19 protein-coding genes are annotated in these 23,701 nt (G+C 63.2%); 13 read left to right on the top strand and 6 right to left on the bottom strand.

Translation table 11 applies throughout. From position 1 onward, the window contains the following. Positions 1–47 precede the first annotated feature (47 nt). Positions 48–311 (bottom strand): hypothetical protein, encoded by a 264-nt coding sequence (locus tag ACQY7R_RS25485; RefSeq protein ID WP_428308359.1) that lies wholly within the window; start codon positions 309–311, stop codon positions 48–50. Between the two features lie 475 nt (positions 312–786). Between ACQY7R_RS25485 and ACQY7R_RS25480 the strand changes: the two genes are divergently transcribed. Both ACQY7R_RS25480 and ACQY7R_RS25475 read left to right on the top strand, forming a co-directional pair. Beyond that, complete coding sequence (locus tag ACQY7R_RS25480; protein WP_152097582.1) at positions 787–1,074, top strand: hypothetical protein; 288 nt, start codon at positions 787–789, stop codon at positions 1,072–1,074. Positions 1,075–1,216: 142 nt separating this feature from the next. Beyond that, on the top strand, positions 1,217–1,432 hold the full coding sequence (locus ACQY7R_RS25475; RefSeq protein ID WP_152097581.1) for a carbon storage regulator: 216 nt from the start codon (positions 1,217–1,219) through the stop codon (positions 1,430–1,432). A 341-nt stretch (positions 1,433–1,773) separates the two neighbouring features. Here the strand turns inward: ACQY7R_RS25475 and ACQY7R_RS25470 are convergent, their stop codons facing one another. Further along, positions 1,774–2,004 carry a hypothetical protein gene (locus ACQY7R_RS25470; protein WP_152097580.1) on the bottom strand — a complete coding sequence of 77 codons (231 nt, stop codon included), beginning with the start codon at positions 2,002–2,004 and terminating at the stop codon, positions 1,774–1,776. Positions 2,005–2,404: 400 nt separating this feature from the next. On the opposite strand from ACQY7R_RS25470, the gene ACQY7R_RS25465 reads away from it, so the two are divergent. Next, entirely contained in the window at positions 2,405–2,824 is a 420-nt protein-coding gene (locus ACQY7R_RS25465) for a secondary thiamine-phosphate synthase enzyme YjbQ (protein ID WP_428308358.1), read from the top strand. A 242-nt stretch (positions 2,825–3,066) separates the two neighbouring features. After that, positions 3,067–3,945 carry a transposase gene (locus ACQY7R_RS25460; RefSeq protein ID WP_428303583.1) on the top strand — a complete coding sequence of 293 codons (879 nt, stop codon included), beginning with the start codon at positions 3,067–3,069 and terminating at the stop codon, positions 3,943–3,945. Positions 3,946–4,027: 82 nt separating this feature from the next. Here ACQY7R_RS25460 and ribD read toward each other — a convergent pair whose 3' ends face one another. The 3 genes from ribD to ACQY7R_RS25445 all read right to left on the bottom strand — a co-directional run bounded on the left by ribD (position 4,028) and on the right by ACQY7R_RS25445 (position 8,668). Beyond that, positions 4,028–5,146, bottom strand: a complete 1,119-nt coding sequence (gene ribD / locus ACQY7R_RS25455; protein ID WP_428308357.1) for a bifunctional diaminohydroxyphosphoribosylaminopyrimidine deaminase/5-amino-6-(5-phosphoribosylamino)uracil reductase RibD — start codon at positions 5,144–5,146, stop codon at positions 4,028–4,030. A 138-nt stretch (positions 5,147–5,284) separates the two neighbouring features. Further along, the gene (locus tag ACQY7R_RS25450; RefSeq protein WP_428308356.1) at positions 5,285–7,414 is read right to left on the bottom strand and encodes a hypothetical protein; all 2,130 of its coding nucleotides are present in this window, start codon (positions 7,412–7,414) and stop codon (positions 5,285–5,287) included. A gap of 204 nt (positions 7,415–7,618) precedes the next feature. Then, positions 7,619–8,668, bottom strand: a complete 1,050-nt coding sequence (locus tag ACQY7R_RS25445; RefSeq protein WP_428308355.1) for a transaldolase family protein — start codon at positions 8,666–8,668, stop codon at positions 7,619–7,621. 308 nt (positions 8,669–8,976) lie between these two features. Between ACQY7R_RS25445 and ACQY7R_RS25440 the strand changes: the two genes are divergently transcribed. From ACQY7R_RS25440 to ACQY7R_RS25425, 4 genes are all read left to right on the top strand, one after another. After that, positions 8,977–10,263 (top strand): BBP7 family outer membrane beta-barrel protein, encoded by a 1,287-nt coding sequence (locus tag ACQY7R_RS25440; protein ID WP_428308354.1) that lies wholly within the window; start codon positions 8,977–8,979, stop codon positions 10,261–10,263. A gap of 445 nt (positions 10,264–10,708) precedes the next feature. Next, a complete protein-coding gene (locus ACQY7R_RS25435; RefSeq protein ID WP_428308353.1) occupies positions 10,709–13,735 on the top strand; it encodes an MMPL family transporter in 3,027 nt (1,008 codons plus the stop codon). Positions 13,736–13,965: 230 nt separating this feature from the next. Then, positions 13,966–15,297, top strand: a complete 1,332-nt coding sequence (locus ACQY7R_RS25430; RefSeq protein ID WP_428308352.1) for a S41 family peptidase — start codon at positions 13,966–13,968, stop codon at positions 15,295–15,297. A gap of 512 nt (positions 15,298–15,809) precedes the next feature. Continuing rightward, positions 15,810–16,160: a hypothetical protein gene (locus ACQY7R_RS25425; protein ID WP_428308351.1), complete on the top strand. Its 351-nt coding sequence runs from the start codon at positions 15,810–15,812 to the stop codon at positions 16,158–16,160. 181 nt (positions 16,161–16,341) lie between these two features. Here the strand turns inward: ACQY7R_RS25425 and ACQY7R_RS25420 are convergent, their stop codons facing one another. Next, on the bottom strand, positions 16,342–17,778 hold the full coding sequence (locus tag ACQY7R_RS25420) for a bifunctional folylpolyglutamate synthase/dihydrofolate synthase (RefSeq protein WP_428308350.1): 1,437 nt from the start codon (positions 17,776–17,778) through the stop codon (positions 16,342–16,344). A gap of 563 nt (positions 17,779–18,341) precedes the next feature. On the opposite strand from ACQY7R_RS25420, the gene ACQY7R_RS25415 reads away from it, so the two are divergent. The 5 genes from ACQY7R_RS25415 to ACQY7R_RS25395 all read left to right on the top strand — a co-directional run bounded on the left by ACQY7R_RS25415 (position 18,342) and on the right by ACQY7R_RS25395 (position 23,691). After that, entirely contained in the window at positions 18,342–19,070 is a 729-nt protein-coding gene (locus ACQY7R_RS25415) for an ABC transporter ATP-binding protein (RefSeq protein WP_428308349.1), read from the top strand. Then, positions 19,067–20,389 carry an ABC transporter permease gene (locus ACQY7R_RS25410; RefSeq protein WP_428308348.1) on the top strand — a complete coding sequence of 441 codons (1,323 nt, stop codon included), beginning with the start codon at positions 19,067–19,069 and terminating at the stop codon, positions 20,387–20,389. The genes ACQY7R_RS25415 and ACQY7R_RS25410 overlap by 4 nt, the downstream gene beginning before the upstream one ends. Before the next feature lie 197 nt (positions 20,390–20,586). Next, on the top strand, positions 20,587–22,269 hold the full coding sequence (locus tag ACQY7R_RS25405) for a hypothetical protein (protein WP_428308347.1): 1,683 nt from the start codon (positions 20,587–20,589) through the stop codon (positions 22,267–22,269). Between the two features lie 34 nt (positions 22,270–22,303). Next, positions 22,304–23,029, top strand: coding sequence for a DUF4190 domain-containing protein (locus tag ACQY7R_RS25400; RefSeq protein WP_428308346.1), 726 nt, complete (start codon positions 22,304–22,306; stop codon positions 23,027–23,029). Then, positions 23,026–23,691 carry a hypothetical protein gene (locus ACQY7R_RS25395; protein WP_428308345.1) on the top strand — a complete coding sequence of 222 codons (666 nt, stop codon included), beginning with the start codon at positions 23,026–23,028 and terminating at the stop codon, positions 23,689–23,691. The genes ACQY7R_RS25400 and ACQY7R_RS25395 overlap by 4 nt, the downstream gene beginning before the upstream one ends. Positions 23,692–23,701: the final 10 nt, after the last annotated feature.

Below are 23,701 nucleotides of genomic sequence, written 5' to 3'. Positions count from 1 at the left end.
GCAAGGTTGTGAAAGAAGTAGCTAAGATACGCCAAGGCATGGACGACCTAGGCGGGCAGACTGCGACGATCCACCCTGCGGCGCAACGAGAGCAAGCAAAGGCCTATAACTAATGCACAAGCAATAAGCGATGCCCCCACCGTCCCTTGCATCGCCGAACAAGGAACGGAGTAGTAGCCGCCAATCGGTCCGAGAAAAAGCAGCGTTACATCGCCGCCGAACGTCTGGTTGGCGTCCATGAATCCAAATTGCTGGCCGCCGATCGTGAAAGTTAAATCTCGCCCGATTGCGTATTCAGCTAAGATCAGCATGGCAAAATTCTAATCGCTCCGGCTGGTAGCTCACCACATTGTCACTGCGGTCCGACTATTTCGCAGCGCCAAGTACTTTGAAGTCACGTTCGAGGCGCATCCCGCATACGCCCACCAACCTTGAGCCAAACCAAGGTTAAATCTCTTCTTTCAGATTCCCATCGCAGCGCCTCTAACGCTTCGCGCTAACTGCGCGATCGCGTCGCGCGACGACGACGTGCAGCCTTCGCTGTTCGTCAAATCTTAACGGCCGACCTGCAGCTAGCAGCAACTCGCCGCCGATATCTAGGTTGTCGCAAGTCACCTAGCTTAACACAGGTGACTGCGGCGCCGTGGCAGTCGGATAGACGATTGACCGCGACGCTCGGAAGAAAGCTCGCTACAAGAGCGAGCTTGGCGCGGATCGCCCTCCCGAGCGTCTGGTCGCCTCACGCTGAGTTGACATCAACGAAGTCCCTATGAGGTTCGTCCGTCGATGGTGGAAAACGCCGAGCGTCTACCGACGCTGGAACTGGTCCATCAATACGTCGCCCACACCCTGAGTCGCCTGGAAACCTTAGAACCCGATCGCTTCCCGCTCACCCAGCAAATTCTCAATCGCTCCGGCAAACCGTGCGGCATTTATTATTGCCTCCATGGCCCTCGGGCCGTCCGCCTCACCGCGATTTGGGAAACCGAGCAGAACACGATCTTGTTTTACGGTTCATGCGGCCGACGGATGCAGCGCACGCGATTGCTAGAAGCTCCGATGATCGAAGCGTGAGACCGGCCGGCTAGTGGCGCCATGCCCTGCTAGCGGCTGTTGTGCTGAATTATTTGCCGGACAGAGTTGCGGACTCCGCTCGGCTCGATATACTGTACATAAGTTCATAAGCCCCGCCGCGGGAAACATGGAGGTCAACCAAATGCTGGTTTTATCGAGAAAGCAATCGCAACGCATCAAGTTGGGGGATTCGATCGTGATCACAGTGGTGCGCGTCGCCGGCGACAAGGTTCGCCTCGGCATTGACGCCCCGCGTGATATGCTTGTCTTGCGCGATGAACTGGAGCCGCACGACGGCGCCGGTTTGGAGATCGAGGTCGCCGCCGGGGAGTTGGCGTCGCTGGCCCGTTCCGCCTAGTTCTTGGGAGCAGCGAATACGTCGCCAAGCTCAACGCGGTCTAAGAAGCACAACGTTGCGAGAAAGAGGGACAAGAGAGCCGGATCACGCTGATCGACACGATGAAATGCCGAGTTGTCCCGCCTCTGGCGGCGAGGCGCTCCCATCAATCCACCATCCTGTCGCTCGCGAGCATCCTGCGATCCCGTCCAACACTTCCGAACGACATATCCATCGCTTCAAGCGTTCAGTTCGACGACGGTTGCTCCTGAACTCGCGCATTGGTTAGAAACGCGAAGAGGCCGTCCCGACGGTGCCGGGACGGCCTCTTCGATTGAATTAAATTGTTCGGACACGCGAGACTAGTCGCGGGGACGAACGGCGCCGGTCAGACCGGTGTAGTCCGAACGGTCTTCTTCGTGCCAGAGTGGCTGGCCCGAGCGAATCCGCTCAGCCAACACTTCGAGCTTCTCACGGGAACCAGCCGGGGCTTGGGTCGCCTTGAATTCTTCGTCCATCTTCGGGGCGAAGTCTTCATCGTGACCGTACTTGAGGATCGCTTCAAAAACGTTCTTCAACTTGGGATCGGGCATGGTCCTGCTACCTTTGCTATTCAACGAACAATATTGCCTTGCATCGAAATGCGCCACAGCGAGCGAAGGCCGCCAAGCCTGCGTAAGTGCTCGCAAGAATCCTCAGCCGGCGTTGCAGAGGTGGGAAACTAAGGTGGGTGCTTCAACGGGGAGGCGATCCATTCGCCGCCACCAAGCTGCCGACTGATTTGAATTTTGGATTAAGCGATTATTACCAGCGTGAGAAGCAAGTCAAGTTTTTTCCCCCTTGACTTGAAGGCTATTCGCAAATTGAAAGTTGCATTGCGCGAATCCTTGCCGCCTGGGCGAAGCTGCTAGCTGAAATAGGCGTTGCGACTTCCCGCAACGCGTGCATTTCACGCGGTAAAATGCGACGATTTCGCTGACATTGCGAGGCGTTATGGCCTGGTTCCAAGAGCTGATTGAGCTACCCGCCAAGTCGCGCGGGTTTCATCTGATCACGCGGGACATTTCCGCGAAGCTCCCCCAATTGAGCGGGGTGCAGGTGGGGCTTTTGCACCTCTTCATCCAGCATACCTCCGCGTCGCTCTCGATCAACGAGAACGCCGACGCCGACGTACCGCTCGACCTCGAGTCGTCGTTCAATGCGATCGCGCCCGAAAGCTTTCCGTATCGTCATACCTGCGAAGGGCCCGACGACATGCCGGCGCATGTGAAGGCGTCGCTGTTGGGGGCGTCGCTGACGATTCCGATTCGCGAAGGCCGGCTGGCACTCGGCACGTGGCAGGGGATCTACCTCTGCGAGCATCGTAACCATGGCGGACGCCGGCGCGTGGTGGCGACGATTTGTGGGGAGTGAGTGGGCAGTGGGCAGTGGGCAGTGGGCAGTGAATGCTAGTAGAAATACTCCCTACTGAATTTTGAGGTTCCCTCCCCTTGAGGGGGAGGGCTAGGGAGGGGTGAAGGCAGCTGGTACCAGGGCTCATTACCCCCACCCCAACCCTCCCCTCAAGGAGGATTATGCAACTGCTAGCAGCGTCTTGAAAAGAAGGAGTCCGCGTTCCACCTTGTCGGTAGCAAACCCCTGACAAGGAGAGTTTTATGGAACGCGAACTCTGGCTGGCACTTTACCTATTAGCGCGCGGATTGGACAAGCGTTGGGGAAGTTGGAAGTACTCGACGGCGGAGATTGTGGCGGTTTACTTCTGGGCGGTGGTGCACGATCGGCCGACGAGTTGGGCGGCGTGTGCCGAGGAGTGGCCGGCTGATCTGCGGCTCGATCCACTGCCGCCGCAGAGCACGCTCAGTCGACGACTGAAGCAGGCGGACGCCGTGGAGTTGTTGACGGCGGTAGAGCAGCAACTGCTGATCTTAATTGGTTTAGGGCGGCAGTGGATCCACATCATCGACGGCAAGGCCTTGGCGGTCAGTCCGATCAGTCAGGACCGGGACGCCGCCTGGGGTCGCGGCGCGAAGGGGAAGCAGAAAGGTTACAAGCTGCACGCCGTGTGGAATGGAGGGCCGTTGTTTACGACGTGGTCGCTCGCTCCGATGAACGTGAGCGAGAAGACCGTCGCGCGTCAGTTGTTCGAATCACTGCCAGGCGGCGGTTATCTGCTGGGAGATACGCAGTACGACGCGAACGGGCTCTACGATGCGGCGGCGCAAGCCGGGTTTCAACTCGTCGCCAAGAAGACGCCCAGTCGCGGTCGCAACGGCCTCGGCCATCGTCGCCAAAGCCCGAGCCGCCTGCGATCGATCGAACTGTTGGCCACGCCGTTCGGCCGCGAGCTCTATCGCGAGCGTGGCGCCATCGAGCGACAGTTCGGCGTCTTGGCAAGCACCGGAGGAGTCTTAGCCCCGCTGCCAGCCTGGGTGCGACGCTTCCACCGAGTCCGACATTGGGTGCAAGCCAAATTCATTCTCAACGGCCTCCGGTGGATCAAAATCCGGCAACCGGAACTGCTGGCACTTGCATAATCCTCTCAAGGGGGAGGGAGCCACACAATTTAGACCTCGCAGGACTTGGGGGCCGGCGGCATGAACGTACGCCGACATCGAGTTACTCGCGACAAATGCGGCCTCTCACATACACATCCTCGCCGATCGTCTCGATCCGCGGCGACGCCAAGCGAAGTGCATCGGCCATTAGCGCGCGGCCCGCACCGCGAACGGGGCTCGGCCCAGCGCCGCCAATGAGTCGCGGGGCGATGAAGGCATGGACCTCGTCGATCGCATCGGCGTCGAGCACCGCGCCGAGGACGTGGCCGCCCCCTTCGACCAGAATGTTGGTCATCCGCCGCCGGCCGAGTTCGTCGAGCAGCGCGAGCCACCGCTCGCCGGGGGCGATCGCAGCAGCCGGCGCTTGCCAAACTTCCGCGCCCGCCTCGCGCAGCGCGTGGCAACGGCTGTCAGGAGCGTTCGCCGCAGCGGCGACCAACAGCGGAGCGTCGACCGCAGTCCGCACCAGTTGGCTTTCAAGAGAAAGCACCGCCTGCGAGTCGAGCACAATTCGAGTCGGGATGCGCGGCCCAGCAGGGCGGGGGGTGAGCAGCGGATCGTCTTGCTCCGCCGTGCCGCGGCCGACGACGATCGCATCGACGCGACCGCGCAACTGATGAACGATCGCCCGCGACGCTTCGCCGCTGATCCACTGGCTGTCGCCCGTATGGGCGGCGATCTTGCCGTCGAGCGTCATCGCCCACTTGGCAATCACCCACGGCCGAGTGACGGTCATCAACTTTGCGAACGGCGCCAGCAGCTCGCGCGCCTCCGCGATGCCCTCCAGTAACTCGACGTCGATACCTTCCGCGCGAAGGCGCTCGATGCCGCGACCGTCGACGACCGGATTCGGATCGCGATGCCCGATGACGACGCGCGTCACGCCAGCGGCGATGAGGGCCTCGGTGCACGGCGGCGTCTTGCCGGTATGAGCGCACGGCTCGAGCGTTACGTACGCCGTCGCCCCACGCGCTGCGTCGCCCGCCATGCGGAGCGCTTCGATCTCGGCATGCGGCCCGCCAAACCGCTGATGCCACCCTTCGCCGACGACTGCATCGTTGCGAACAAGCACGCAACCAACCATCGGATTTGGCTCAACGAATCCCTCGCCGCGATACGCGAGCTCAATCGCCCGCTGCATGTATCGTGATTCGTCGTTCATCGGCGGTTGAATTCTCACCACGAAGGCTCAAAGACGCGAAGGAGTTCACAAAGAACAGCAGCGGGAGATAAATACTTCACGCTCCAACTACTAATCGGCGATAGTTCCTTCGAGACGTCTTCGTGCCTCATTGACTTTGCGGTTAGCACGGAACCTCTACGGCGTCCAAATGGCCGACTTACCGCCGCCGCCCGCTGCGGGGGCTGCGGCCGGGGCGCCTTGGTCCGGCGTCCACAAGCGGTTGGCCGGCGCGGCGGGAGCCGCTGGCATTCCGCCGCCGGCGCCGGTCGGCAATCCGCGCGGCGTTAGCAAGCCGGCGGTGTACAGCAGCCGATAGGTCGCTTCCGCGATGCCCGGTTCGCTGAGGTGGTTCGCCCGCAGATCGTTGAGCGTCTCCTGCACGCCCATGGGGTCGCCCCGTTCGATCTGCACTTCGAGTTCAAGCAACGCCCACTCGCCCGCGGACTTGCCGGCCTTCGCAGCCCACTCTTTCGCCTTGGCGGTCCACTGCAGCGCGCGATCGGGATCTGGTTCCGAGCGAATCAACTGACGATAGACCGGCGCGAGATCAACGCCTGGCGTGTCGCGGCTCACGAGTTCATGCGCCAACGCGAGCGACGCGACGGCGGCGCCCGACATCGAGGCGCGATTGAACAACTGCATCAAACGATCTTCCGGCACCTTCGCCAGATCAAGCCGCGGCAGGCGCGTGATGGGGATGCGTTCCCAATTGACTGCCGACGGATCGACCGCTTCGGCCCGCGGCACGCCAAGCGTATCGCGCAGCTCCTGGAACATCGCCTGCTCCTCGGGATCGACGGCCGCTTGTTCGACGATCAAGATGCTGGCGAGCAACTGAATCTTCAGGTCAGCGCGACTCGCGGCGTCGCGCGGCGATAGCCCATCGAGCCCAGCGCGGGGGGCCGCAACCCAGTCTTCAACGATCGCCTTCCGACGACGTTCGGCCAACAACTTCCGCCGCAGGGCCGGCGGCGTGTCGTTCGGCAGCCGCCACCGCCAGCTAAGGGCTTCTTCCGAAGCCGACTTCTCGGCAACCACTTCTTCGTCACCGTGCGGGCCGATGGCGTCCCCAAGAACTTCACCAATCAGCTTCTCCACGTTGGCGAAGCCATCGCCGCGATCAGTCGTCACTTCGACGCGCGCGTCGCGATCGGTTCGCTTGCCGTAGACGCTGATGAACGCCAGGACGTTGGGAGCCTCATCGAGCTTCAGATCGACGCCCGTCTTGGGAATCGGGCGGTCGAGCAGAATATGGGTGCTGCGCGGCCGAGTGACTTCGTCCTCTTCGAGCGATTCGGGATCGAGTTCGTAACGCTCGATCCGTTTGTCGCTAGCCAAGCGTTCCGCTACGACGTCCTCGTTGAGAATTGGGTAGGTGATCCGCACCGACGCCAGGATCGGCTCTTCGAAATTCGGATCGACGAGTTGCGCTAGCGCCTCAGCTTCGACCGCTTCGTCGAGCGGTACGCTCAGGCGCGCGAAGTGATGCAATCCATCAGCGAAGCCCGCCTCATTGCCGAGCCAACCTCGCATCAGCGCCAGGTTATAGGTAACAGCCGGATCGGGATTCGCTTCGTTGACGATGTTGGCGAACTGGGCCTCGGCCCTGCGCCATTGGCCGCGACGGGCTAGGCGAAGTCCCTCCTCGAAAATGTTCTTGGTCGCCGTCGCGAACTGCGGCGGGCATTCCATCAGCATGAGGTTGTCGCGCAGCAGCAGCGGCAGGCCGCCTTGAAGATTGAGCCGAAGCAGCAGCTCGAGCGCGCGGTTGTCTCCTTCCGGAGCGACGCCGGCATAGAGCAGCAGGTGCGCGCGAGCGGCAATCATGTCGCCGTCGAGCAGCAACGCATGGCCGACGCCGCCGATCGCTTCAAACACCCGCTGCGGCATGTCATTGTTCGTCAGCTCCAGGGCGTCCTGCAGCCGCGAGACGGCGTCGACGACTTCGTTGCGCGAAGCGGCTAGCAGCGCCCATTGAGCGTGAGCCGACGGGTTTTCCGGTTCGACGGCCAGAAAGTGCTTCAGCGTCTTCTCGGCCGCGTCGAGATCGTTGAGCGACAGCTCGATCATCGCGCGAATATCGAGCAGCGATGCGCGGTCAGGCTGCTTCGCAAGCAACGACTCGACATGCTTCAGCGCCGCATGCGGTTGCTCGCCGGCGACCAGCTTCGTGATCTTCTCGATGTCGGCGGCCAAGTCCGAGCAGCAAAACTTCAACTTCTTACCGCTGCCGCACGGGCAGAGAGAATATGGATCGATGGCCATGACGGCGTAACTTTCTGCGTGGTGGTGAGAGACGAGCCGGGCCAGCGTCGAACGCGAGCCGACAGGCCGTTTATGGTAGCAAAACGGCGGGAAGGGGACGACCCGCCGGAAGAACGAGAAACCGCCGACAAACGCTGATGAACGCAAATCGAATATTCATCTGCGTCTATCTGCGTTCACCGGCGGTTGCCCTGTAATCGGCTCTCAGCCAAGCGAACCCAGCTTGGTCTCTAAGAGTGCGAGCAGCCCCTTTTGCGGATCGGCGAACTTCCGCAGTCCTTCTTCCATCAGCGTCTGCTCCAGATGGACGGCGTCGACCTTCGCCGCGATTTCGCCTAAGACTTCCGGCGGCGGCAGTTCGTCAATCGTCCGGCGGAACGCTTTGCCGCTCGACTGCACGGCGTCGTTCGTCGCGGGCGGGTTGGTTTGAATGTCGCTGCCGACGAGCGCTTCGACATACTTCCACGGCGGATCGCTCGCTCGCTTCGTGCCAGTGCTGGCGAAGACGATTTCCTGCTTCAGCGGCGTCCCCTTGCTGGCCCAGAATTCTTGGTTCGCTCGCCAGATCTGTTTCGCGTTGACGATGCCGACTTGCCCTTGAGAAGCTTCCGACAAACTCGGCACGTACTTCTCGGTGTACACGTCGAGCCGTGAGATAAAGATGCTGTAAACGCTCTTGAAGGCGTCGAGCGACTTCCGCCGCTGGGCGCCGCGCCACACGGCATCGCGAGCGGCTTCATATTGCCGCATCGAAAAGACAAGCGTCACGTTGAGCGAGATGCCGCGGGCACAGAGTTCCTCGAGCGCCCCCAGCCCCGCGGGCGTCGCGGGGACTTTGATCATCCGATTGGGACGATCTTTCGACCACTTCGTGCCGAGTTCGATGTACCGCGCACTCCGCTCTTCGATCGATAGCTTGCACTCAGCGTCTTCGAGCAGCGGGTCGAGCTCGAAGCTCACATAGCCGTCATCCCCCTTGGTGTCATCCCACACCGGGCGGAAGACCTCTTGCGCGGCGGCCACGACTTGGTCCGTCAACGTCCACGCGGCGTCGGATACCGGCAGCCCGTCTTTCAACAGCTTGGCGAGTTGATCGTCGAATTTCCCTGTCTTCACCAGGTCGCTGATAATGATCGGGTTCGAGGTCGCCCCCGAGGCGCCAAGCGCGCGGTTGGCGCGAACGAGATCGGGGTCGACCGAGTCGAGCCAAATCTTGGTGCCGGCGGCGATGATCGATTCGATGGGGGAGGGCATAGCGGGGGACCTGAGATCCGGGGGGCGGGACGCCGCCATCATAGCGAATTCCCACGGCGAGCCAAAAACAGCCCGGCGCCGCGGCAGCAGGGCGGCGACGCACGGCGCCAGCAGTATTGTTAATCTGCGCAAAGTAGCCCGACGCTGTGCTTTATCTGCGACCCTGCCAATTGTTCCGGTCGAAACGTTTTTGGCGATTCTAGCGGTTATTCCTGTGCTGATGGGGGATGGCGGACGATTAAACAGTTGTGCAAACGGCGGCGCGAATCGCGCGTCGCTGGGGGACCGTTTGGCGAGGAGACCGTCCGGTGAAAATCATCCATCCTCTTCTGTTGGGTCTGACGCTCGCGCTCGCGAGCCGAGGAGCGACCGCGCAAGAGGTCTTGTCTGGACCGCTAACCGGCGACGCCGCCGATCTGCCGCCCGCCATCGATCTCACCGAAGATCCGAGCTACTCCGGCCAATCGGTCGCCGATGAACTCGAACCGATCGCCGTCGGCGAGGAATCGCAAACCTTCGATGGTTCGATCCTTGGCGAACCGATGCAACTGCTCGAGCAGTGCTCGCCCTACTTCGAAAGCTCCGGCACCTGGCTGCAACGCGGCTTCTGGTTCACCGAAGTCGACTACGTCGCGTTCAACCGCGGCTGGGAACGCAAAGGCCTCGTTCTGGCGAACGAAGAACGGATCGTTACGACGAACCCGATCGGCCAGTACATCGTTCAAAACGTGCTGAACATCGGCGGCGAGAAGCCGGGCATGGACGGCGTCGGCCGCATTAAGCTCGGCCGCTTCCTATTCCGCGACGCTCGCAACCGCGATCACTTGCTCGAAGCGAGCTGGCTCGGCGGCGGCAACTGGCAGCAGGCCGTCAGTCTCGACGCAGCCACGACGGCCGGCTTGCAAGTTTCGAATTTCATCGACCGGGTGAACGAATCGTTCGACGGCGCCCGGAACATGGACTACTCCTACAGCAGCCAGATGAACAGCGGCGAGCTCAACTACACCGTGCGGACGCGCATGTCGCGAGATCAGTTGCAGTTGCAACCGAACGGCACCTGGGTGCGGGCCGCTAATCCGACGAAAACCTATGCGTACTTGGCTGGCCTGCGGTACGTCGACGTCAGCGAAGACCTCAACTGGAACGCCACAGAGATTCCGATCAGCTCGACGCTGAGTGAAAACGGCTTTTACACCGTCGACACCGAAAATCGGATGCTCGGCACGCAAATCGGCGGCTCGTTCGGCTACGAAACGGCCCGCTGGAGCATCACCGCCACCGCGAAGGGCGGCGGCTACTGGAACCGGATGCACCTGAACTCGTCCTTCCAGGTCGGCCAGACGACAATCCTTAACAGCGGCGAAACCGACAGCACGGAAGACAATCTCTCCTTCGTCGGCGAAGCCGGACTGTTGGCCAAATGGCACCTTCGCCCGAACATCTCGCTGCGGGCCGGCATGGACATCCTGTACATCGAATCGATCGCGCTGGCGCCGTTCCAAGTCAACTTCATCCCGGGCGGCTACTCGGCGATCGCCTCGGGCGGCGACAGCGTCTACATGGGCGGCTCGCTCGGCGTCGAATCGTACTGGTAACCGAACGCCTTTAGTCACGCCGAAGTGCTAGCAATCACACGAGCCGCGGAACCAAGTTCCGCGGCTCGTTTCATTTACGCTTACCCCTACCCGGGCTCCGCCCGGGGGTGAGTTCCCATCCCGGTAAACGTTGCCGCGTGCAACGCGACCCCCGGGTGGAGCCCGGGGCTAAGAACTACATTCGCGTGACTCACGGGCTCCCCTTCGGCCGTCTGTGACGCATCGGCAGTCTCGGCATTTTAGCGGCGTTTTAACGCCCCAGCTTCCCCGCCGAAGCCCCCAGTCGGCGTAGACTCTACGGCCCATTCACGGTACCGTGGTTGCTTGCATTGCGAGCGCGCAGGGCTGTTAGTTCGCGAGCGAACGCCAGCGGCCAAACGCGCGCCTTCAAGCCTCCTTCACGAAGAACGGGGCGACTTGCATAGACCCTCGCGATTGGCTTTCCATGCCGACGAAGCAACCTTCATTTCTGGCGCGTACGACCCTCGGGCCGCCGAACTATCTACTGGTCGCGATGGCGACCGTTTTCATGCTGGCGATGGCGCCGCTGGGAGCGTGGAAGGCCGCCCAGCGCACCTCGAACCAAGCCCAGTCGTGGCTCGCCGCCTCGCATGGCGTCGCCAAGCTCGATCGCGAATTCCGAGACCAGTTCGCCGACCAGCAATTCATCCAGGTAAGTTGGGACGATTGCACCCTCGGCAAACCAGGGAAGCTGGCGACGCTCGCACGCACGCTCCAAGGCGCGCCGGGCATCGCGCGGATCGAAACCGGACCGCAATGGATTGAACGACTCACGTCGGCTCCCTACGGTTGGGCCGAAGAAGGCGCCGTCGCCCGCTTGGAAGGAACATTCGTCGGCCCAACGCAACGCGACGAGCGCGGCGCCTCGTTGGGACAAGCCTCGCGGCTGACTTGCCTCGCTGCCTACCTGACGCCGATCGCCGCCGCAGACGACGCCCAAGTCGCGGCCGTGCTCGAACAGATTCGCCGCGCCGCCGCCGAGAGCGGCGTCGATCCCGCCAGCCTACGGGTCGCCGGCCCCGCGATTGATTCGCTCCGCGTCGGCCAAGAAAGCACCTGGGCGATGCTCCGTTGGGGCGGACTCGCCGTGCTGCTCGGTTCAACGATTTGCCTCTGGCGGCTGCGAAGTTTCCAACTCGCCGCGCTCGTCTCGATCCCAGCGATCGCCAGCGGCGCCGCAACGCTCGCCATCGTCTACTACTCGGGCGTGCTGGAGGTCCTTGCTCTCGACCGGTCGCTGCCGCTGCTCGGCGTGGCCGACTCGCTCGTCCTGGCGACGCCGCTGCTAACGTATGCGTTAACGCTGCTGGCTAGCCTGCGAATGGTCTACTACTACCGCGACGCTCGTTTGTCGCAAGGCGTCGCAGGCGCCGCTGAACGCGCGGTTTCCGATGGTTGGCCCGCCTGGGCGATCGTAGCACTGCTGTTCGCGGCGGTGATGGGCGCGTTCTGCTACAGCGAACTGTTGCCGCTCCGCCGCTTCGGGTTGTTTGCCGGCATGGGCGCCCTCGCCAGCGTCGGCGCGGTGCTGTCGATCATCCCCGTGTGGCTTCATCGCTTCCCGACCGACGAACGGCAAATCCAGGCAATTGCCGGCCCGCGCCGCGATGGCTCGCTATCGCCGCGACTCGCCGCGATCTTCGAGACCGCCATCTCGGGTCGCGGCATGATGGCGGGCTTCGGTCTGTTGGTGTTCCTGCTCGCCTTGGCCGGCGTTCGCGGTCTCGCCCCGGCGACGCAGTTGCCGGTCGCCCTGGCCGATCGCTCAACGCTGGCGAGCGACTACGATTGGTTCGGCGCCCGCATCGGCCATGCCGTGCCGATGGAAGTCGTGTTGAAGATCCCCGACCTGCGGAACCGCCGCCCCGACGAGTCAGCCGAAGCCGACGGACAGCAATACCGCATGACGCTCGCCGAGCAGCTTAGCCTCGTCGATGAAGTCGAACAGCGCGTCCGCACGCTCCCCGAAATCAGCGGGACGCTCTCGGCCGCGACATTGCAACCAGCCGCCGGCGGTCAAATCGACGACGAAGAAATCGCGAGCATCGTTCGCCAAGACTGCAACAATCTTGAATTGCTCCAAGCCGAGCGACGAGCCGGCAGCAGCGAACAAACCGGCGTGCAACTCTGGCGGATCAGCGGCCGGCTGATGGCCGCCACGCCGGGCGTAGAACTCGATTACCTCTCCTCGCGCGCACGACTTCGCAGCGCCGTCGCGCCGATCGTGCTCAGCTACGAACAACGCGATTGGCTCGTTCGCGAACTTCATGAGCGCGGCGGCCAGCTCCAGCGGGCCGACGTTTGCGTCCTCTACCACGGCGGCGCCGATTCCGACGCCCCCGCGGCGAACTCGCCCGAAGCGCTGTTCAGCTCGCTGATGGCTCGCAGCGGCGTACAGGGCGGCGCCGTGAAGTACTTCAACCTCGCTCAACTGGAGCGGGGGGATGAGATCAACGCCGACGCCGTCGGTCGCGCCAGCGAAACGTTGAAGTACGCTCACGCCGTCATACTCGCCTCACAACCAGCCGACTTGGCCGTGGCCGGCCGAGTCGCCGTCGCGATGGAACAACTCGCCCAGGCGGGCGTCAACGCCGTCGACGTCTCGAAGCTTCCCGCCATCGAAGAATCGGCGACGCAGCTCGCCGTTCAATCGGGCGGTCCTGGTCCGATTCTGTTCGAAATGACCGGCACGCCGATCATTGCCGCCACGATCACCGAAGAACTCGTCGCGACGCTCGACAATGCCTCGTACTGGATCATTCCCGGCCTGATCGCCGCGATGATGTGCGTCGTGTGGCACCCGGTGGTCGGCCTCGCGACGGTCGCGGCCGTAACATTGCCGCTTGCGCTGACGCTCGGCGTCATGGGCTGGGCCGGCGTGAAGTTCGATCTCGGCATTGTGCTCGTGGCGGGCCTTGGTCTTGGCACGGCGTTCGACAGTGCCGTCCATTACGTTGCCTGGTACCGTCGCGGGATCGAAGCCGGCCTGTTCCGCCAGGAAGCCGCTCGCATGGCTTACGCTCGCTGCGCCCCGGCCACCGTCGACGGCGCCCTCGCTGTTGGCATCGGTCTCACCGTCTTGGCATTGAGCCCGGTCACTTCGCTGCACGAACTCGGCATTGCCGCGCTCGGCCTCGAACTGGCGTCGCTGTTCGCGTCGCTCGTCGTAATGCCGGCCATCATGGCGAGCCCGCTGACCGGCATGATGGGCGCCGACGCCGCTCCGGAAGACGCCGCCGTCGAGGTGGCTCCGGTTCGCATCGTCTTGCCAGGCGAGGGAGACGGCGAAATCCGCCCCAGCCGCACCGACGTCGCGGCCGCCGGCGTTCCCGCCCCGGCCCACCGCGGCCGCAGTGGAGTGCCGACCGGCAACGAAACCGCAGCCGCCGACGGCCCCCACGCCACGCTCCAGGCGAAACTGCAACGGCTCCGCCACGTCGGCGGCGAATGATCCGGCCGCGGCGACGCCGCCCGCCAGACCTACGTTTCCGCGCCCTCCCGCGAAAGCGGCCCGGGTGATTGCTACACTGAGGCAACGGCCGCCTCGCGCCGTCCGTGAAAGCCACCGGCTCCGCCGGCGGACGAACCAGCGGAAGCGTCGCCATTCACCAACGGCCCTCAGCCGTCGACGATGCCGGCAATCCATTCCCTTCGCACAACTAGCACCATCGCCGCAGCCACATGTCCTACCGCAATCTAATGCTGCTGCTGGCAACGCTGCTCATCTCGTACGCATGCTACGTTCGCGCCGAGCAGAACCCCTACGCCCGCTACGTCGCCGCCGGGTTCTCCGTTATCGACGAATGGGCGCTCGAGAAGGCGCCTGACCAGGAACTCTTCAATGGCGCCATGCACGGCATGATCGCCGTGCTCCATCGCCACGGCGATCAGCATTCGGAATTCGTCGACGCTCATCAACAGGCGGCGTTCACCGAAGAGTTCGACCAAGAGTTCGGCGGCGTCGGCATCGTCCTGCGAATGCTCGGCAAGCCCCCCGTGCCGACAGTGATTGGTCTGCCGCAACCAGGCACGCCGGCGGCCGACGCCGACATTCGTTTGGGCGATCGCATCACTGCCGTCGACGGCCATTCGACCGACAGGGTCGAGTTGCCACAAATCACGCAGATGGTTCGCGGCCCCGTCGACGAACCAGTCACCCTGCAGGTCCAACGGCCCGGCGCCGCGGAGCCCCACGACGTCACCGTCAATCGCGCGGTGATTATGGTAGAGTCGGTCATCGGCGACGTCCGCGGCCCCGACGGTCGCTGGAACTACCTCATTAGCGAGAATCCACGCATCGGCTACGTGCGGATCCGTAAGTTTGGCGATAAGACCGCCGAAGAACTCGCCACGATTCTGGCCGACCTCACGGAAGAAGACGAATTGGCCGGCCTGATCGTCGACGTCCGCGACGACGCCGGCGGCTCGCTCGACGCGGCCGTTGAAATCAGCGATCTCTTCCTCCGCGCGGGACGCACCATCGTCTCGACCCGCGACCGCGACGGTCGCGTCCGCGATCGCTACCTCTCCACCGGCACCGGCGGTTACGCCGACGTGCCGCTCGTCATGCTCGTCGACCGCAACAGCGCGAGCGCCAGCGAAATCGTCGCCGCCTGCCTGCAAGATTACGATCGCGCGAAAATCATCGGCGAACGCTCCTACGGCAAAGGAACGGTGCAGCGGTTAATGCCGATCGAATCGGGCCGTAGCTTGCTAAAACTCACTTCGGCGACCTACTGGCGCCCCAGCGAGAAGAACATCCATCGCATGGAAGGGGACGACGACTCGGCCGAGTGGGGCATCACGCCCGACGACGGCTTCGTCGTGCCGCTAACGCCGGAGGAGTATGACCTCTGGAGCAACTATCGTGGTCGCCGCGACCTGATCGGCGACAGCGCCGACAGCGTGCTGCTCGACGAACTAACCGAGCAAGACGGCAAAATCCCCGCCGACTACCGCGACGCCGCACTACAACGAGCGGTGGAGTTTCTGAGCGAGCAGAAGAAGGACTAAGCCGTCCCCCTAGCCCCGGGCTCCGCCCGGGGGCCGCTCTCCACTCCGGTCGACTTCGCCGCGCGTGAGGCCACCCCCGGGCGGAGCGCGGGGCTAGAAACGGAACGCACAGCAGGCGAGAACTTTAGCGAAAAGCTCTCGATTCTTCGCTCTTTTCTAAATAGTTCGACGACGCCTCTTCGCAGCGCGACGCCCGCTCGCAGGTCGCCAAATCTTACGCAATCCGCGTCTCTTCCGGCCACTTGCAACCGCCGTTGAAGAAACTTCTTCCAAGCGTTTCCAAAGCAATCGCGGCGGCGGCGAACGCCGCGCCATCCAACGCATCGCAAGTCATTGACGCTAAGCCACTTGGCCTCGCCGCCGGCGCTGCGAGCACATCGTTCAACGCCATTGGCACGCGGAGTGCATTAAGAGATGCCGTTCGAATCTTATCCGGTCTCTCTCAGTCAATAGCAATCTCATCAACGCGGCCGCGATGGATGCCGCCGCGAAAAATCGAAAAGGAAATCGTCATGGTCGCCTCTAACAAATCACGCCGAGTTGTTTGCACGATCGTCCGCGTCGCGGAAGAACCGCAAATTGATTCGAGCCGTTACATTCGGAAGCCGAGCACGCTTGTACCTTGGGCCGACCCGTACATCGCCGGATTGGTCCGCCGTCTCCAGAGCGAAGTTCGCATGGAACGGGCCGAAGCCGCCGACCGCGGCGAAGCGGTGGACATGTTCGACAATCGCGGCGCCGTCGCGTGGCTCGCCCAGTCGGCAGTCGCCGACCTCGACCCGCCCGCCCCGTTCGGCGAAGAAGAATGGCAGTGGAGCGAAACGCCCCGCTGGTCGTTCGAAGACGAACCGGCCGCTGAGTAATCCTAGCCCCGGGCTCCGCCCGGGGGTGACTTCCCATACCGATCAACTAACCCACACGTGATGCAACCCCCGGGCGAAGCCCGGGGCTAGAAACAAAACCCAACTTCATCCCAAACGCGAAAGGATTCGCCCATGCTCACCTTCCTCGCCGCCTACCTGGCGCACACCATCCACCGCTCGATCAAGCAGTCGCGGCAGCTTCAGCCGCAGCCGTTGCCGGTCCGCGTAACTCGGCGGCGATAAAGAACGAGCCCGTGATACAGAGAAGTTGATCCCGTTTCGTCCACTGGAGGGCCAAGCGCCACGCCTCCTGCGGCAGTCGGCAAGCGATCACGTGCTGGTCGTCAGCCGGCAATCCAAGACGTTTCTTTTCTTCCCGACACCACTGAGCAATTTGTTCCACCGGAATCGCCCGCGGATTCTCTTGATATTCCGTCGCGATGATCCGCTGAAAGTAAGGCGCCAAGATCCGCACCATGCCCGGTGCGTCTTTGTCTTTCGACGCCGCGAACACCAGCACCCGCTCCCGCGCCGCAAAACTCTCGCGCAGCGACTCCACGAGCGCCGCCACCGAAGCGACGTTGTGCGCCACGTCGAGCACCACCGTCGGCCGCCGGCCGATCACTTCAATCCGCCCCGGCAACGCCGCTTCGGCCAGCCCAGCCCGCATCGCGTCGATTGAGATGCGCCAGCCTTGCCGGCGAAGTTCCAGCGCCGTCGCAATCGCCACCGCGGCGTTGGCCGCCTGATGTTCGCCGAGCATGCGCAATTTGGCGCCGGCGATTTCCAACCGTTCGTCTCCGAGCGTCGCGTTGAAGTCGACTTCCCCCGCCTCCGCCTGCGCGTCGACTTCGTGCGGAGCGCGATAGGCGTGCGAAAAATCACGCCGCGCATCAATCACCCGCGCTCCGTGATGGCGAGCGATTTCCACGATCACGCCGTGAGCAGCATCATCTAGCTGGCCGAGGACGACGGGGACGCCATGCTTGATAATTCCGCCCTTTTCCGCGGCAATCTTCGCAGTGGTGTCACCCAGCTGCTTCGTGTGGTCGAGGCTGATGCTGGTGATCACCGTCACTGCCGGCTGGCAGACATTCGTTGAATCGAGCCGCCCGCCGAGCCCTACCTCGAGCACCACCGCGTCGACGCGGCGATCGGCGAAGTACATTAGCGCGAGCGCTGTGGTGAGCTCGAAAAACGTCGGCGAAAGCGTCGGATCGTTCGCCGCGGTCGCGGCGTCGTCCATTTGCTGCACAATCGGTCGCAGGCGATCGACGAGCGGCACCAGTTCGTCGGCGGAGCAGGGGAGGCCGTTGATCGTGAACCGCTCCTCCAGTCGCTCCAAATGGGGCGAACTGTAGACGCCGACGTCGTACCCGGCTGCCTGCAAGATCGAAGCGACGATCGCGGATGTCGAGCCCTTCCCCTTCGTGCCGGCCACATGGACGATCGGCAGCCCCGCGTCAGGATTGCCGAGCCGATTGAGCAGCGTCCGCATCCGGTCGAGCTTGAGATGCCGGTCGCCGTACGGCAGCACCGCGACTCGTTCGTAGTTGATCCGGCCGAGCAAAAAGTCGAGAGCGGCGGCGTGGCGATCGGAGGGGGCCGCGTGGGGCATCGGCGGAATTCTTCGAGGTCGTTGGAGCCAGCGTGGCTCACTCCACGATAGACCCAACCGGCCGAAGGCGACAAGCAAGCAGGTGGCCGAAAATCGCCGGCTGACAATCGCCCCAGAAAAAGGTAGAAGGGTCGACGAGGTGCGGGAAACCTCGTCGACCCTTCCGGAGGGGGGAGACGCAAAGGAACTATTGGGTGGAGCGGGAATCTACCCTTCGTTCGTTTTTGGAGTAACCGTCGCGGGTGGGAGGTCGAAGTCCGCGTCAGTCGAAAGCATCTGAAAGCGAATGGGGCGCCAAACACCGTTCGTGTCGCCTGTCGCCCCGAAATCACGCGACAAGCGACACCCCAAACGCTTACCACAGCAAGGGTTAGAGCTAGTGTCGCCTAAAATCGCATCACGCGACACATCGACAGCAGGCCGCCTGGGCTTGTAACTCTGGCCACGGCGATTGAAAGAAGTTCTCTCGTTGCGGAAACCATGTCGCTCGTAGGGCCGTAGGAGAGGAGTTACGGCCTGCCGCTTAGGGGTTCGCCTATGGCCGCGCCGGCCGAGCGGCTATTATGGCAGCCCCGCCGCAACTCCTTACCACTAAAGTCCTTCCCGCCGTTGGCGTCCTCATGCTGGTTCTTGAAAACGTCCGCAAAGCCTACGTCGAGCCGAACGGCGAGCCGCTGCCGATTCTCGACGTCGAGCGGTTTGAAATCGCCGCCGGCGAGCAGGTGGTCCTCCGCGGCCGCAGCGGCTGCGGGAAAACGACCCTGCTGAACTGCATCGCCGGCCTGACGACCGTCGACAGCGGCCAAATCATGGTCAACGGTCGCGACGTGACGGCCCTCCCCGAGGCGGTCCGCGACCGCTATCGGGCGACCTACATCGGCTTCGTTTTCCAAACGTTCAACCTGCTGCCAGCATTCACGGCCCTCGAAAACGTGATGCTCGGGATGACGTTCACGGGCGGCAAGCCCGACGCCGTCCGCGCCGCCCAGTTGCTGGCCGACGTCGGGCTGGCACATCGGCTTACCCATAAACCCCGAGCCCTGTCGGTCGGCGAACAACAACGCGTCGCCGTCGCCCGCGCCTTGGCCAATCGCCCTGTGCTGCTGCTCGCCGACGAACCGACGGCCAACGTCGATCCGGCCCACCAGCAGCATGTGATCGATTTGCTCCGCTCGGCCTGCGAGCGGGAAAACATCGCGATGCTGCTCGTCACGCATTCACCCGAGGTGTCGCAGCAATTCAGCCGCGTCGAACAACTGGAACTGGTCAATCGCGCGGCGAGGGTGGCATGAGTTACTTCAAGATCGCTTGGCGAAACATGCAGGAGCGGGCGCTGGCGTCGTCGCTCACGGGCCTGTCAATGGCGCTCGGCGTCGCGCTGATGGTGCTGGTGCTCGTGATCCACGAAGTGGTCGTCGCCCAGCTCTCGAACGACGCCCAAGGCTACAACTTCATCGTGGCAGGGAAGGGGAGTCCGTACGAGATCGTGCTGACGACGGTCTTCCACGTCGGCAAACCGCTCTACCCGATTCCGTGGAAGTACTACCAAAAGTTCGTCGACGGCGAGTTCGCGCAGTACACCGACCTAGCTGTGCCAATCTGCTTAGGCGACAGCTATCCCACCGAAGATGGCCAACTCTTCCGCGTTGTCGGCACGACGCCGGAGATGTTCGACGAACTCTCCTACGGCGCCGACTCCGCTGGAAACGAACTGAAGTACGAGTTCTCCTCAGGCCGCAACTTCCGCAAGAGCCACTTTTTCGAAGCGGTCGTCGGCTCGGTGGCGGCGAATCGCACTGGCCTCAAGGTCGGCGACCGGTTCCGTCCGTCGCACGGCATGAGCGCGGACGGAGACAAGCACGACGAGTTCGAAGTCGTCGGCATCCTGGCGCCCACCGGCACGGCCAACGATCGCGCGCTGTTCGTCAACGTCGAGGGCTTCTTGCTGCTCGACGGTCACGCACGGGCCGATCGCGCGGCCGAGGATACGGAACCCGTCGTCGTCGAAGGCGCCCCGCCCGGGCAGCCGGCGCCGCTGCCGATCGCGCAGCGCGAGGTGACGTCGATTCTCGTTCGCTGCGATCCCGAACAAATGATGGCCCCCATGGCCATCGACATGGGCGTCAACAAAGGGGACGACCTCACCGCTCAAGCCGTGGCGCCCGTCACCGTCGTCGAGCGTCTGCAATCCAGTTTCCTCGCGCCGATGCGGCTGATCTTGCTGGTCCTCACGGTGATGATCGTCATCGTCGCAGGCATCAGCATCTTGGTGAGCATTTACAACTCGATGAGCGAGCGGAGCCACGACATCGCCGTGATGCGGGCCCTCGGCGCCAGTCGCAACGCGGTGATGGCCGTCATCCTGGTCGAGTCGATTTTGCTGTCGCTCCTCGGCGGCATCGCCGGTCTGTTGCTGGGACATGGCGTGTTGGCACTGGCGAGCCCCGTGGTGGAGTACTACACCGGCGTCACGGTGCGGGCATGGAGTTTCTCGTGGCAAGAGATGCTGCTAGTTCCCGGTTTGGTGACGTTCGCCGCCCTGGTCGGCTTCCTGCCGGCCCTGTCGGCTTACCGCACCGACGTGGCGAAGACACTGGGGGGGGCTCGCTAAACCCCGCCAATTGCCCTGCCTTTGCGGCCATGGCAGCACATTCAGCCAGCAAAGCGTCCAGCGATCAATGAGCATTGAGCACCGGCTCCGGCCGGGTCGATACAGACGAGCAGGCCGACCCCGATGGTCGGCCCGAGCTCTGGCGGGATAGAATGTTGGGTTCGGCCTCGGCCGGCTCACAAAGAGGGAGGGAAGCAATGACGATCCGCTCAAAATTTCAGGTTGCTGTCATCGGCTTGCTAGCCGCGGCGATGGTGCTGACCGACATGGCCGCGACGCTCAACCGCGCCGCCGCATGCCCCTTCTGCAGCGCCGCGATGGCGACGCTCGGCCAGGAGATCGCCGGCGCCGATGGGGCGGTGATCGCGGAGCTCGTTCAACCGATGCCCGCCGCGACTGACCTCGCTGCTGGTTCGGTCGATCCGACGACCGCTACGGCGAAATTCCGCATCGTGAAGGTCCTCCGCGGCGCTGAGAAAATTGGCGACGTCAAAGAACTCGACGTCGTTTATTTCGGCGAAGACGCCCCCGGCAAAAAGTTCCTCATCACCGGCATCGCCGCGATCACGCCCGACAAGATCGAATGGACCACGCCCGTGCCGCTTTCCGACCGGGCGGTCGAGTACGTCGAGAAGCTGCCGACGCTCCCCGAGAGTGGCCTCGAACGAATCGCCTTCTTCCAGGAATTTCTCGAGGACGAAGATCCGCTCCTCGCGCAAGACTCGTACGACGAGTTCGCTCGTTCGCCGTACGCCGACGTGCTGGCCCTCGGCCCGCGGATGCATCGCGACCGCCTGCTGAAGTGGATCCAAGATCCAACGGTCGGCCCGTCGGGGCGCCGGCTCTACCTCACGATGCTCGGCATCTGCGGCCAGCCCGACGACGTGAAACTGCTCGAGGAGTTCCTCAACTACGATTACCAGGTGACGAAGCCGGGCATCATCGCGGCGATTGGGATCACTGGTGCCATCGGCGTTCCGATCGGCACCGGATTGATCGACGAATCGCTCCACGCCGACGAACGCCGTAAGAAGGAAAGCCTCGACGCGCTGATTGCCTGCTACATCAAGCTCAAGGGCGCCGACGGCTTGGAACTCGTCAACGAAAAGTTCCTCGGCAATCCGACGGTCGAGTACAAGCACCTCCACTCGGCGATCATGGCGCTGCGGTTCCACGGTGAAGAGACCGACATCATTCCGCGCGAGCAACTGCTCGCCTCGATGCGGCTCGCCCTCGACCATAAAGAGTTCGCCGACCAGGTGATTCCCGATCTCACCCGTTGGGAAGATTGGGACGTCATGCCGCGGTTGGTAAAGATGTTCAAAGATTCGCCCGCCGATGACTGGATCCGCCAGCCGGTGGCTTCGTACGTGCTGGTCGCCGCTGAACAGCCGGGCGAACCGGGCGAGCGGGGCAGGGCGGCGATTGCAGAGCTGGAGGCTCTCGATCCCGATACGGTCGAGCGAGCCCGCAGTTTGTCGGCCTTCAGCTTTTTAGCGAAGGCTGCGGCGGCTGATGCGACAACGCCCGGCGCAACCGCTGAGCCAGCCGCCACTGCGGCAGCAACGGCAGAGAAACCTGCCACTGACGCCAAGGCAGCCGCAAGTCCGGAGGCAGCGGCCCCATTGCCGCAGGACGCCCGCGTGCCGGCCGTTAAAGAAACGACCTCCGCCACGCCAAGCGCTGCAACGCCGACCGCGGCAAAGGTCACGGCCCAAAAACCGGCTGTGCCGGTGACGCCGGTCGCAACGGCCGACCTCCCCGTACCGAGCAAATTGAAGCTCGTCGGCGTACCATTGTTAGCAGCAGTTGTGCTGCTGGCCGTGTTCGCCGTGCTGCTTCGCGGCGCCGATCCTCGTTCGTCCGAGGAGCGGCAGTAAGCTCTTGCTTCTCCAGGTTGCCGATCTGAAAACCATGTCCACCGCACAAGCCTTGTCACCGAATCGCACCACCGCCGGCGGCGAAGATTTCGAGTACCGGCCGATGAGCACCGGCGCCATCGCGTCGCTCGTCTTCGGCCTGCTGTCGACGGTGATCTTCTTCGCCGGCCGCAATGACTTTCAAGATTCGCTACTGCTGACGCCGTTCCCGCTGATTGGGTTGGTGCTTGGGTTCCGCGCGCTCGCAACAATGCGGGCGAATCCTGGCCAGTTCACCGGCGGCGGCTTCGCCAAAGGAGGCGTCGCGCTCTCGCTCGTCTGCTTGATCGGCGGCCTATCGTTTGCCGGCTACGTCTACTCCACCGAGGTTCCGGCCGGTTACGAGCGGACCAGCTTCCTGGAACTAAAGCCCGACGAAATCGACCTCCGCGGCAATCACAACATTCCGCCGGAGATCGCGGCCCTCGACGGCAAGAAGGTCTTCATCAAGGGCTATATCCGTCCCGACTCGACGAACAACGGCTACCGCAAGAACATCAGCAAGTTTCTGCTCGTGCGTGATAGTAACAACTGCTGTTTCGGCGATCTGAGCACTGTGAAATACTTCGACCAGATGTTGGTGCAGATGGCAGGGAAGGATCGCATCGATTACTCCCCCGGCCTGTTCCGCATGGGTGGGACGTTCCGCGTCAACCCGCAGTACGCCCGCGATCGGGCTGAAGGCCCCGCATTCGTCCTCGAAGCCGATTACGCCAAATGATGATTCGCTCGCTGCAATGGATGGCATGGAGCGCCCTGCTGATCGGATTCGCCGGTTGCGATAGCGCGCCGTCGTCGAGTGCGTCGTCGCCCGGGCAAAGCGCGCCGCAACAGGAAGCTGCTGCTACGGCGCCCTCCCCGGCTGAACCTGCTCCAGCGCAAGTCTCGCCGGCGCCCCGCGATGATCGTGAAGTTCAGCCCGCTTCGGCAGTCGCTCCGCCCGCAACGACGCCCGTCGCCGCCGCAGCGCCAGCCGCCCCAGTAAAACTGCCCGATCCTGATTCCTCGGGCTACATCGAAGCAACGTTCGACGACCTGAAGTTCGACATGACGAAGACCGAGCTCTTCGATCGAACGATGCTCACGCCGAAGGTGAACGCCCTGATGGGGAAGAAGATCCGCATCCGCGGCTACATCTTCCCGACGCTGCGGAAGACGGGCCTCAACCGCATCGTGCTCGTGCGCGACAACATGGAATGCTGCTTCGGCCCCGGCGCCGCGCTGTTCGATTGCGTGCTGGTAACGATGGCCCCTGGCAAGACGGCCGAGTACACGATCCGCCCCGTCGCTGTCGAAGGCGAGATCCGGCTGGAAGAACTCGCCGGCGGGCCCGACGGCCGGCCGTTGGCGATTTATCAGATGGTGGGGCACGAGGTGGAGTAGGCTTTGTAGC

It is taken from the genome of Lacipirellula sp. (assembly GCF_965279485.1).
Lineage (GTDB): Bacteria > Planctomycetota > Planctomycetia > Pirellulales > Lacipirellulaceae > Lacipirellula.
The sequence above is the reverse complement of the archived record's forward strand: the minus strand, read 5'-3'. Positions and strand labels throughout refer to the sequence as shown.

What these genes read in the sequence shown, in the direction of transcription:
- ACQY7R_RS25485 (WP_428308359.1), bottom strand. Translation starts at nt 311, where the DNA reads ATGCTGATCTTAGCTGAATACGCAATCGGGCGAGATTTAACTTTCACG.
- ACQY7R_RS25480 (WP_152097582.1), top strand. Translation starts at nt 787, where the DNA reads ATGGTGGAAAACGCCGAGCGTCTACCGACGCTGGAACTGGTCCATCAA.
- ACQY7R_RS25475 (WP_152097581.1), top strand. Translation starts at nt 1,217, where the DNA reads ATGCTGGTTTTATCGAGAAAGCAATCGCAACGCATCAAGTTGGGGGAT.
- ACQY7R_RS25470 (WP_152097580.1), bottom strand. Translation starts at nt 2,004, where the DNA reads ATGCCCGATCCCAAGTTGAAGAACGTTTTTGAAGCGATCCTCAAGTAC.
- ACQY7R_RS25465 (WP_428308358.1), top strand. Translation starts at nt 2,405, where the DNA reads ATGGCCTGGTTCCAAGAGCTGATTGAGCTACCCGCCAAGTCGCGCGGG.
- ACQY7R_RS25460 (WP_428303583.1), top strand. Translation starts at nt 3,067, where the DNA reads ATGGAACGCGAACTCTGGCTGGCACTTTACCTATTAGCGCGCGGATTG.
- ACQY7R_RS25450 (WP_428308356.1), bottom strand. Translation starts at nt 7,414, where the DNA reads ATGGCCATCGATCCATATTCTCTCTGCCCGTGCGGCAGCGGTAAGAAG.
- ACQY7R_RS25445 (WP_428308355.1), bottom strand. Translation starts at nt 8,668, where the DNA reads ATGCCCTCCCCCATCGAATCGATCATCGCCGCCGGCACCAAGATTTGG.
- ACQY7R_RS25435 (WP_428308353.1), top strand. Translation starts at nt 10,709, where the DNA reads ATGCCGACGAAGCAACCTTCATTTCTGGCGCGTACGACCCTCGGGCCG.
- ACQY7R_RS25430 (WP_428308352.1), top strand. Translation starts at nt 13,966, where the DNA reads ATGTCCTACCGCAATCTAATGCTGCTGCTGGCAACGCTGCTCATCTCG.
- ACQY7R_RS25425 (WP_428308351.1), top strand. Translation starts at nt 15,810, where the DNA reads ATGGTCGCCTCTAACAAATCACGCCGAGTTGTTTGCACGATCGTCCGC.
- ACQY7R_RS25420 (WP_428308350.1), bottom strand. Translation starts at nt 17,778, where the DNA reads ATGCCCCACGCGGCCCCCTCCGATCGCCACGCCGCCGCTCTCGACTTT.
- ACQY7R_RS25415 (WP_428308349.1), top strand. Translation starts at nt 18,342, where the DNA reads ATGGCAGCCCCGCCGCAACTCCTTACCACTAAAGTCCTTCCCGCCGTT.
- ACQY7R_RS25410 (WP_428308348.1), top strand. Translation starts at nt 19,067, where the DNA reads ATGAGTTACTTCAAGATCGCTTGGCGAAACATGCAGGAGCGGGCGCTG.
- ACQY7R_RS25405 (WP_428308347.1), top strand. Translation starts at nt 20,587, where the DNA reads ATGACGATCCGCTCAAAATTTCAGGTTGCTGTCATCGGCTTGCTAGCC.
- ACQY7R_RS25400 (WP_428308346.1), top strand. Translation starts at nt 22,304, where the DNA reads ATGTCCACCGCACAAGCCTTGTCACCGAATCGCACCACCGCCGGCGGC.
- ACQY7R_RS25395 (WP_428308345.1), top strand. Translation starts at nt 23,026, where the DNA reads ATGATGATTCGCTCGCTGCAATGGATGGCATGGAGCGCCCTGCTGATC.